8 protein-coding genes are annotated in these 9,633 nt (G+C 69.3%); 1 reads left to right on the top strand and 7 read right to left on the bottom strand.

The annotated features are described in order from the left end of the window. Positions 1 to 45: 45 nt before the first annotated feature. From pheT to QN357_RS15375, 7 genes are all read right to left on the bottom strand, one after another. Positions 46 to 2,625 (bottom strand): phenylalanine--tRNA ligase subunit beta, encoded by a 2,580-nt coding sequence (pheT, locus tag QN357_RS15405; protein ID WP_134559717.1) that lies wholly within the window; start codon positions 2,623 to 2,625, stop codon positions 46 to 48. Continuing rightward, a complete protein-coding gene (pheS, locus tag QN357_RS15400) occupies positions 2,625 to 3,683 on the bottom strand; it encodes a phenylalanine--tRNA ligase subunit alpha (protein ID WP_134447003.1) in 1,059 nt (352 codons plus the stop codon). The genes pheT and pheS overlap by 1 nt, the downstream gene beginning before the upstream one ends. Before the next feature lie 11 nt (positions 3,684 to 3,694). Then, positions 3,695 to 4,519 carry an amino acid ABC transporter permease gene (locus tag QN357_RS15395; RefSeq protein ID WP_134447001.1) on the bottom strand — a complete coding sequence of 275 codons (825 nt, stop codon included), beginning with the start codon at positions 4,517 to 4,519 and terminating at the stop codon, positions 3,695 to 3,697. Beyond that, a complete protein-coding gene (locus tag QN357_RS15390; RefSeq protein ID WP_134446999.1) occupies positions 4,516 to 5,163 on the bottom strand; it encodes an amino acid ABC transporter permease in 648 nt (215 codons plus the stop codon). The genes QN357_RS15395 and QN357_RS15390 overlap by 4 nt, the downstream gene beginning before the upstream one ends. A 106-nt stretch (positions 5,164 to 5,269) precedes the next feature. Continuing rightward, positions 5,270 to 6,136: a glutamate ABC transporter substrate-binding protein gene (locus QN357_RS15385; RefSeq protein WP_134559719.1), complete on the bottom strand. Its 867-nt coding sequence runs from the start codon at positions 6,134 to 6,136 to the stop codon at positions 5,270 to 5,272. 71 nt (positions 6,137 to 6,207) lie between these two features. Then, the gene (locus tag QN357_RS15380) at positions 6,208 to 6,996 is read right to left on the bottom strand and encodes an amino acid ABC transporter ATP-binding protein (protein WP_134446995.1); all 789 of its coding nucleotides are present in this window, start codon (positions 6,994 to 6,996) and stop codon (positions 6,208 to 6,210) included. Positions 6,997 to 7,066: 70 nt separating this feature from the next. Further along, positions 7,067 to 7,867 carry an RNA methyltransferase gene (locus tag QN357_RS15375; protein ID WP_322136128.1) on the bottom strand — a complete coding sequence of 267 codons (801 nt, stop codon included), beginning with the start codon at positions 7,865 to 7,867 and terminating at the stop codon, positions 7,067 to 7,069. A gap of 135 nt (positions 7,868 to 8,002) precedes the next feature. Between QN357_RS15375 and QN357_RS15370 the strand changes: the two genes are divergently transcribed. Then, a partial coding sequence (locus tag QN357_RS15370) for a glycosyltransferase family 39 protein (RefSeq protein WP_323505151.1) occupies positions 8,003 to 9,633 on the top strand: 1,631 nt, incomplete at its 3' end.

Here is a 9,633-nt window from a genome sequence, read left to right as displayed (position 1 = left end):
GGGCGGGGCCCCCAAACGGGCGCACGTGGCGCGCACCCCGGAGACTTACTCGCGGAGGGTCGCGTCGAAGCGGGCGGCCGCGACGGCCACGCCGGCGAGCTTCGCGTCGCTCGCTTCCGCGGCGGTCAGGGTGCGGTCGGGGGCCCGGAATCGCAGCGCGAACGTCAGCGACTTGCGGCCGGGCTCGATCCCGGTGCCGCGGTAGTCGTCGACGAGCTCGATGTGGTCGAGCAGCGCGCCGGCCCCTTCAGCCACTGCCGCGAGCACCTCGGCTGCGGGCACCGTGGCGCTGACGACGAGCGAGAGGTCCTGGGTCGCTGCGGGCATCGTCTTGATCGGTGCGGCGTGCAGTTCGGAACCGGCCTGGGCGAAGACGTCGGAGAGGGTGATCTCGGCGACGGCGACCACGGCGGGCAGGTCGAAGCCGGTCGCGACGGCGGGCAGCAGTTCGCCCGCGAAGCCGACGCTCAGCTCCCCGTCTGCGGTGGCGACGAACAACTCGGCGGTGCGGCCGGGGTGCATCGCCGGGTGCACTCCCTGGCGCACCAGGATCGGCACGCCGGTCGCGAGCGCGACCTGCTGCACGGCGGCGAGGGCGTCCTGCCAGCCTGCGGCGATCGGCGCCCGGCCGGGCTGGTGCCGCACGGTGTTCCCGGTGAGAGCGACGGCGACGGAGTACGGCTGCGGCGGGATGCCCGCGTTGAGCTCGGCCTCGAGTGCCGTGCTGGGGCGGGTGGCACCCGCCGGTACGACGAGGCTGCCGTAGCGGATGCCCGCCACCGGCCGGAAGACGAGTCCCTGTTCGAAGACGGCCAGGTCGGTGATCCCGCGAGAACGGTTGCGGTGCGCGATCCGCAGCAGGCCAGGGAGGATCGAGGTGCGCAGGAAAGGCGCCTCGCCGTCGAGCGGATTGGCTACGCGGATCTGGGGGACCTCGGCGACGGCGGGGATGCCGGCGGCGGCACCGGCGGCATCCGTCGTGGTCGCGAGCGGTGCGAAGAGGCGGTTGTCGGCCTCGGATACGAACGGGTAGGCGAGCACCTCGGTGTGGCCGGTGGCCGCGAGGGTCTGCGCGACCGTGCGGCGCAGGCGCTGCACGAGGGTCAGGCCGCGGCCGGGCGGGGCGACCGGGAGCACAGAGGGGATGCTGTCGTAGCCGACGATGCGGGCGACCTCCTCTGCGAGGGTCCACTTGTCGGTGAGGTCGGGGCGCCAGGTCGGCGGGGTCACCGAGAGTCCGGTCGGGGTTTCGACGAGCAGGCCGCCGATCTCGGCGAGGGCTGAGCGCTCCTCGTCGTCCGAGTAGGTGCGCCCTATCAAGCCGGAGATGAAGTCGCGCGGGAGCTCGATCGCGACGGGCGGCACGGAGGAGTCGAGCGCGGAGCCGAGGCCGTCCGCGGTTCCGCCGGCGAGGTCGACGAGCAGCTGCACGACGCGGGCAGCTGCCACGGCGGCGACCTGAGGGTCCACTCCGCGTTCGAAGCGACGGGAGGCCTCGCTCGGGAGCTTGTGGCGGCGGGCGCTGCGGGCGATCGACACCGGGTCGAAGTTCGCGGCCTCGATGAGCACGTTCGTGGTGGATGCACCGATCTCGGTGCTGCGGCCGCCCATCACGCCGGCGAGGCCGATGGCACCGGACTCGTCGGTGATCAGGAGGTCCTCGGAGTGCAGGGCGCGCACGACGCCGTCGAGGGTCGTGAGCTTCTCCCCCGGTTCCGCCCGGCGCACCAGGATGCCGCCGGCGAGGGCGTCGAGGTCGTAGCCGTGCAGCGGCTGGCCGAGTTCGAGCATGACGTAGTTGGTCACGTCGACGACGAGCGAGATGGACCGCATGCCCGCGAGGGCGAGCCGGGTGATCATCCAGGCCGGAGTGGGCCGGGACGGGTCGACGCCGCGCACGGCGCGGGTCACGAAGACGCTCGCGCCCACGCGACCGCGGATGGGGGAAGCGTCGGCGAGCGTGACGGGGAAATCAATCGTGGAAACCGCGGTCACCGTCGCGAGGGCGGGGTCGCGGAAGGCGGCCCCTGTCGCGTGCGAGTATTCGCGGGCGATGCCGCGGATCGAGAACGCGTAGCCGCGGTCGGGGGTCACGTTGACCTCGACGGCGGTGTCGTCGAGTCCGAGGAGGGCGATCGCGTCGGTGCCGACCGGGGCGTCGTCGAGGCCGAGGTTCTTCAGGAGCAGAATGCCATCATGCTCGTCGCCGAGGCCGAGCTCGCGGGCCGAGGCGATCATGCCGTCGGAGACGTGGCCGTAGGTCTTGCGGGGCGCGATCGGGAACGGGCCGGGGAGCACCGCGCCGGGCAGGGTCACGACGACCTTGTCGCCGACGACGAAGTTGTGGGCGCCGCAGACGATGCCGTGCACGGCGGGGCCGCCGTCGGCCGCGGTTTCGTCGCCGGGCGCGACGCGCACCTGGCACCAGTTGATGATCTTGCCGTTGGTCTGCGGCTCTCCGACGAACTCGAGCACCTCGCCGACGACGATCGGGCCGGTCAGCTCGAAGCGGTGGATCTCTTCTTCTTCGAGGCCGACGCTCACGAGGGCGGCGTGTACGGCTTCGGGGGTCGTGCCGGGTTCGAGGTCGACGAATTCGCCGAGCCAGCTCAGGGGAACGCGCATCAGACGGTCATCCCGTACTGCTGGCTGAACCGTGCGTCGCCTTCGACCATGTCGTGCATATCCTTCACATCGTTGCGGAACATCAGTGCTCGTTCGACGCCGACGCCGAACGCGAAGCCCGAGTAGACCTCGGGGTCGATCCCCGCGGAGCGGAGCACGTTGGCGTTGACCATGCCGCAGCCGCCCCACTCGATCCAGCGCGCGCCGCCCTTGAAGGTCGGGTGCCAGACGTCGAGCTCGGCGCTCGGTTCGGTGAACGGGAAGTAGTTCGGCCGCAGCCGCACCTTCGCCTCCGGGCCGAAGAGGGCCTGCACGAAGTGGTCGAGGGTGCCGCGGAGGTGCGCCATCGTGAGCCCCTTGTCGACGGCGATGCCCTCGATCTGGTGGAACACGGGAGTGTGGGTCGCATCGAGCTCGTCGGTGCGGTACACCCGGCCGGGCGCGACGACGTAGACCGGCAGCTCGCGGGAGAGCAGGGCGCGCATCTGCACGGGCGAGGTGTGCGTGCGCAGCACGAGGTGTGCCTCGGGCGGGTCGATGAAGAAGGTGTCCTGCATCGCGCGCGCCGGGTGGTCCTCGTCGAAGTTGAGCGCGTCGAAGTTGAACCACTCGCTTTCGAGCTCGGGGCCTTCCGCGACCTCCCAGCCCATCGCGACGAAGACGTCGGCGACGCGTTCCTGCAGCAGGGCGAGCGGATGCCGCGCCCCGGCGTGCCAGGTCGACGCCGCTGCCGTGACATCCACCGTTTCAGCGGCGAGCTGTGCGGCGGCCTCTGCCGCGCCGATCTCCGCCTCGCGGGCGGAGAGGGCCTGGTTGACCCGGGCCCTGGCCTGGCCGACGAGCTTGCCGGCCGCCGCCTTCTGTTCCTTCGACACCGAACGCATCAGTGCGTTCAGGCGGGAGAGCGGAGACGCCTCACCGGCGTGTTCGCTCCGGGCCGCCTTGAGGGCGGACGAGTCGGCGGCGGCGGATATGGCGGCCAGGGCGGCGGTGACCGCCGCGGTCACGGCCGCTTCGGAGATTTCGGCCGGTGCGGGGTTTTCGGTGGATTCAGACACAAGTCCCAAGTTTAGTGCGTGGGCTTCGAACCGCTCCGCCGGGCGATCCGCCGGGCCAGCCACGACAGCGACAGGTTCATCGCGAGGTAGATGACGAGCACGACGAAGAAGAAGGAGAAGGAGTATCGGTTGCCGAAGAAGTTGGTCAGGTCACGCATGCTGCGCAGGAGTTCGGAGTATCCCACCACGAAGGCGAGCGAGGTGTCCTTGAGCAGCACGACGAGCTGGGCGATGATGATCGGCAGCATCTGCCGGAAAGCCTGCGGGAATTCGATCCGGAGTCGCGTCGCGATGGGGGTCAGGCCGATCGCGAGACCGGCTTCGCGCTGGCCGCGTGGGAGCGCCTTGATACCGGCCCGGAGGGCCTCGCCGATGATCGCGCCGTTGTAGACGGCGAGGGCGGCGACGCCGGCCCAGAACGATCCGGTTGAGAAGACGAGCAGGACGAACAGCATCATCAGCAGCACGGGCATGCCGCGGAAGAATTCGAGGACGACCGTGGTCGGCACCCGGATCCAGGCCGTGTCGGAGGCGCGGCCGAAGGAGAACAGCACACCGAGGACGAGGGCGAGGACGGCCGCGACACCGGCCATCTCGAGGGTCGCGAGCGCGCCGCGGCCGAGCGAGCGCCAGACCTCGAGGTCGTTGAAGACGTCCCAGCGGCTCAGGTCCCAGAGTCCGGGCTGCACGGCGCCGTTGGCGCTCGCCTTCGGGGCTCCCAGGGCGAGCACGAGGGCGACGACACCGACGGCGATCACGGCGACGCCGACGTAGGAGATGATGCGGGACATCCGCCGGGCCTTGGGGCCTGGCGCATCGTAGAGGACCGAGGTCATCGGAGCACCGCCACTCTCTTCTCGACCCGGCCGGCGATGATGCCGAGGGTCACGGTGATCAGCAGGTAGAAGACGGCCACCGCGAGCAGGATTGCGAGAACCTGGTCGCCGCGGTCGTTGGTGACCTGGCGGGCGGCGCCGAAGAGTTCGAAGACGAAGAAGGCGCCGGCGACGGAGGTGTTCTTCGCGAGGGCGATGAACACGTTGATCAGGGGCGGCACGACCATCCGCAGCGCCTGCGGCAGGATCACGAAGGCGAGCGACTGGCCGAAGCCGAGCCCGATGCTGCGGGCGGCCTCGGCCTGGCCGACGTGCACGCCGTTGATACCGCTGCGCACGGCTTCGGCGACGAACGGCGAGGTGTAGACGGTGAGGCCGATCGCTGCGAGCGTGAAGTAGCCGGGCGAGAACTGCAGGTATGGCAGCAGGAACGCGCAGAAGAAGAGGATCAGGGTCAGGGGTGTGTTGCGGATGATCTCGGTGTAGACCGTGGCGAAGCCGCGGAACGAGCCGATGGGCGAGATGCGCAGGCCGGCAACGATCAGGCCGAGAATGAGTGCGCCCACCCCGGAGATGACGAGCAGGCCGAGGGTGTTTCGAAAGCCTTCGAGGAAGACCGGCAGGTTATCGATGACTGCGTCCATGCCTCAACTCCTCTTCTATGTCTGTGTCTGTGGGTGTCGGTGGGTGCATTCGAACGCGAGGCCGGGCGTATGCCGCATCAGGCATCCGCCCGGCGTCGCGCGGGTTCTAGTAGCGGTTGATGGTCGGCGGGGTGGGGGTGTCGAGGACCTTGCCTGCGGTGGCCTCCCAGGCCGCTGCCCAGGTTCCGTCGGTGAAGGAGGCGTCCAGGGTGTCGTTGATGAAGGCGCGGAATTCGGTGTCGTCCTTCTTCAGCCCGATGCCGTACGGCTCCTTGGTGAATGGCTTGCCGACGACCTCGAATTCGCCGGAGTTCTGGTCGGCGAGACCGGCGAGGATGACGTTGTCGGTCGTGACCGCGACGACTTCACCGCTGCGCAGCGGGCCGAGGCAGTTGGAGTAGGTGTCCGTCGCGATCACGTTGGTCGTGTACGCGGCGATGTTCTTCTCAGAGGTCGAGCCGCTCACGGTGCAGACCGGCTTCCCAGTGAGGTCTTCTGGCCCGGTGATCTTGTTCGGGTTCCCGGCGAGCACGAGCAGGTCCTGTCCGGCTTCGTAGTACGGGCCGGCGAAGGAGACGACCTCCTTGCGCTTGTCGTTGATCGTGTAGGTCGCGATGACGATGTCGACCTGGCCGTTCGTGATGAACGGTTCCCGGTTGGCCGACACGGTCTCGACCCAGTTGATCTTGTCCGCTGCGATGCCGAGCTTGGCCGCGATGAGCTTGCCGATCTCGACGTCGAATCCGACGGGGCCGTTCGGGCCCTTGAGTCCGAACAACGGCTGGTCGAACTTGGTGCCGATGGTGATCTTGCCTGCTTCGGCGAGCTTGGCCATGGTCGTGCCCGGCGCGAACGTCGGGGTGGCGGCGACGGGGGCCGCAGAGGGGGATGCACCGGAGTCGGTGCAGGCGCTGAGCGTGAGAACGCTCGCGAGGGCAATGGCAGAAATCACTAGACCTTTATTGAGTCGCATGGTGTCCTCCTGGGTGCTGTGTGCGGGGATCGCCGGTCGTGTGACCGGCAAGTACTGCGGGAAGAGGATCCTCAGTGCGCGAGGATCTTCGAAAGGAAGTCTTTGGCGCGGGTGGTCTGCGGGTTGGTGAAGAAACGGTCCGGGGTCGATTCCTCGACGATCTCGCCCTCGGCCATGAAGATGACCCGGTTGGCGGCCCTGCGGGCGAAGCCCATCTCGTGGGTGACCACGATCATGGTCATTCCGTCGTTGGCGAGATCGATCATGACCTCGAGAACCTCGTTGATCATTTCGGGGTCGAGTGCGCTCGTCGGCTCGTCGAGGAGGATGACCTTGGGTTCCATGGCGAGGGCCCTGGCGATCGCGACGCGCTGCTGCTGGCCGCCGGAGAGCTGAGCGGGCATCTTGTGGGCCTGGTCGGCGACGCCGACCCGCTCGAGGAGGGCCATCGCCCGGGTCTCGGCGTCGGCCTTGGACAGCCCGCGCACCTTGATCGGCCCGAGGGTGACGTTCTGCAGCACCGTCATGTGCGCGAACAGGTTGAACGCCTGGAAGACCATGCCGACGTCTGCCCGCAGCCGGGCCAGGCCCCTGCCCTCTTCGGGAAGGGCCTGACCGTCGATCGTGATGACGCCGGAGTCGATCGTCTCGAGGCGATTGATCGCCCGGCAGAGCGTGGACTTGCCCGACCCGCTCGGGCCGATGACGACGACGACCTCGCCACGGGTGACGACGGCGTTGATGTTCTTGAGGACGTGCAGCTCGCCGAAGTGCTTGTTGACATCGGTAACGACCACGAGGGGCTCGCCCCGACGCACCGTGATGTTCGACGTAGCCGGCGTGGGATCTGTAGGCTCCATATCCCCCAATCTAGGGGAAATTGTTAGCAGCGCAAACCAATCCGCACGCCGGCGGGCCCGGTTCCCGCGACTAGCTGCGCTGCGCGAAGGCGCTTTCGTACAGGCAGACGGATGCCGCGGTCGCGAGGTTCATCGATTCGGCGTGGCCGTAGATCGGCACGGTGATCGAGCGGTCGACGAGGGCCAGGTCCTCATCGGTCAGGCCGCGGGCCTCGTTGCCGAACAGCCAGGCTGTCGGCGCGAGAAGGAGTCCCTGATTGCGGGCGGCGAGCAGGTCGGTGCCCTTGATGTCGGCGGCGAAGATCTGGAGGCCGGCGAAGCGGGCGCGCTCGCGGACGTCGTCAAGGGTGACGCCGACGGCGACGGGCAGGTGGAAGATCGAGCCCGTGGACGAGCGCACGACCTTGGGGTTGTAGAGGTCGACGCTGCGACCGGTGAAGATCACGGCGTCGGCGCCGGCGGCATCCGCTGCCCGGATGATCGTGCCGGCGTTGCCCGGGTCGCGCACCTCTTCGAGGATCGCGATGAGCTTCGGTTCCTTGGCGAAGATCTCCTTGACCGAGGTGGGGAACTGGTGGCAGACCGCGACGAAGCCCTGCGGGGTGACGGTGTCCGCCATCGTCTCGAGGACCTGCTCGGTGACGAATTCGACGTCGACGCCCGCATCGACGGCGGTTTCGGCGATCTCGGGGTGGCGCTCGAGGGCCGTCGGGGTTGCGTACAGCTCGACGACGAGCTCCGGACGGAAGTTCAGGGCCTCGGCGACGGCCTGCGGGCCCTCGAGAAGGAACAGCCCGGTCTCGGAGCGCGCGGCCCGGTTCGACAGCTTCGCAACGGCCCGCACGCGCGGAGAACGGGGATTATCTAACATGCTCCCAGCCTACTTGCCGGGGCTGTGGCGGCGCGGTTGCCGCGCTGACAGCCGGCCATAGCCATCTCATAGCGCCGGCATAGCTGGCCCATGGACGCACTCGGCAAGCTCAAAGGATCAACCTTTGGAGGAGCCATGACCGGCCACATCGTTCCGGGTCACGTGACCCGCCCACCCGTATCCGTGCCGCGCACATCCGGCGCGACCACAGGGTCCAGCACGTCCGGCGCCGCAGCGCCGTCGACGGCGCGCCGCGGACTGATCGCCCGGATCATTCTCGGAGAGCGCACGGACGCCGCCTGGATCCGGCCGTCGTTCTGGGCGCTCCTGATCGTCACCGGCCTGCTCTACCTCTGGAACCTGAGCGAGAGCGGCTGGGCGAACAGCTTCTACGCCGCCGCGGTGCAGGCAGGGTCCAGGAGCTGGACCGCCCTGTTCTTCGGATCTCTCGACTCCTCGAACTTCATCACCGTCGACAAGCCGCCGGCATCGCTCTGGGTGATGGGGCTCTCGGCGCGGATCTTCGGTTTCTCGAGTTGGAGTGTGCTCGTGCCGCAGGCGCTGATGGGCGTCGCGGCCGTCGCCCTCGTCTTCGCGACCGTGCGGCGCAGCCTCGTGGCCTTCGGCCAACGGCTGGGCGCCGTCGGCGGGCTCGTGGCCGGCGCGGTGCTCGCGTTCACGCCCGCCGCGGCGCTGATGTTCCGCTTCGACAACCCCGATGCACTCCTGACGGTGCTGATGACGGCTGCCGCGTACTGCGTGGTCCGCGCGCTGCCCGCCGCGAGCTGGCGCTGGCTCGCCCTCGCCGGCGTCGCCCTCGGCTTCGCCTTCCTGACCAAGATGCTCCAGGGCCTCCTCGTGCTGCCGGCCTTCGGCCTCGCCTACCTGCTCCTGGCGAATACGACCGTCTGGCGCCGCCTCGCACACCTCGGCGTCGCCGCGGGCGCCCTCGTCGTGTCGGCGGGGTGGTGGGTGCTCGCGGTCGCCCTGTGGCCGGCATCCGCTCGCCCATACATCGGCGGGTCCACGGACAACACCGTGCTCGACCTCGTCTTCGGCTACAACGGCCTCGGTCGGATCTTCGGGGCGACCGCAGGCGGCGGCGGAAACGCGGGGGGCAGCACGACAGCCGCGGCCGGCTCGAGCTTCGGCGGAGCGACCGGGCTCAGCCGCCTGTTCAGCAGCGAGATGGGCCTCGAGATCTCGTGGCTGCTGCCGACGGCGCTGCTCGCCCTGGTCCTCGGTCTCTGGGCCACCCGGAAGCGGCACCGTACCGACGGCGCCCGCGCTGCTCTCGTGATCTGGGGCGGCTGGCTGCTCGTGACGGGACTCGTCTTCAGCTACATGAGCGGCACCATCCACCCGTACTACACCGTCGCCCTCGCCCCGGCGATCGCGGGCCTCGTCGGAACCGGCGGCGTCGTGCTCTGGCACGGCCGTTCGCACTGGTTCGGCCGGCTCGGCCTCGCCGCGATGATCGCGGCCGCCGGCGCCTGGGGCTTCGTGCTCCTGTCCGAGAACGCGGACTGGCTGCCGTGGCTGCGCTGGACGCTGCTCACGGTGACCCTGCTCGGCGCGGCCGGTTTCGTCGTCGGTGCCGCATTGAGCTGGCGCCGCCTCACGACCGTCGCGGTTCTGGTCGGCATGCTCGGCGGCCTCGGCGGGAGCGCGGCATACGCGATCGCGACGGCTTCGGTCGCGCACAACGGCTCGATTCCCGCTGTCGGTTCTGTCTCGTCCTCGAGCGGAATGGGCGGCGGCGCGGG

This window comes from Cryobacterium sp. RTC2.1, assembly GCF_035018685.1.
GTDB classification, from domain to species: Bacteria; Actinomycetota; Actinomycetes; order Actinomycetales; family Microbacteriaceae; genus Cryobacterium; species Cryobacterium glucosi.
The sequence above is the reverse complement of the archived record's forward strand: the minus strand, read 5'-3'. Positions and strand labels throughout refer to the sequence as shown.

Bases quoted from the DNA above. Each gene is read 5' to 3' on its own strand.
- pheT (WP_134559717.1), bottom strand. From the start codon at position 2,625: ATGCGCGTTCCCCTGAGCTGGCTCGGCGAATTCGTCGACCTCGAACCC.
- QN357_RS15395 (WP_134447001.1), bottom strand. From the start codon at position 4,519: ATGACCTCGGTCCTCTACGATGCGCCAGGCCCCAAGGCCCGGCGGATG.
- QN357_RS15390 (WP_134446999.1), bottom strand. From the start codon at position 5,163: ATGGACGCAGTCATCGATAACCTGCCGGTCTTCCTCGAAGGCTTTCGA.
- QN357_RS15385 (WP_134559719.1), bottom strand. From the start codon at position 6,136: ATGCGACTCAATAAAGGTCTAGTGATTTCTGCCATTGCCCTCGCGAGC.
- QN357_RS15380 (WP_134446995.1), bottom strand. From the start codon at position 6,996: ATGGAGCCTACAGATCCCACGCCGGCTACGTCGAACATCACGGTGCGT.
- QN357_RS15375 (WP_322136128.1), bottom strand. From the start codon at position 7,867: ATGTTAGATAATCCCCGTTCTCCGCGCGTGCGGGCCGTTGCGAAGCTG.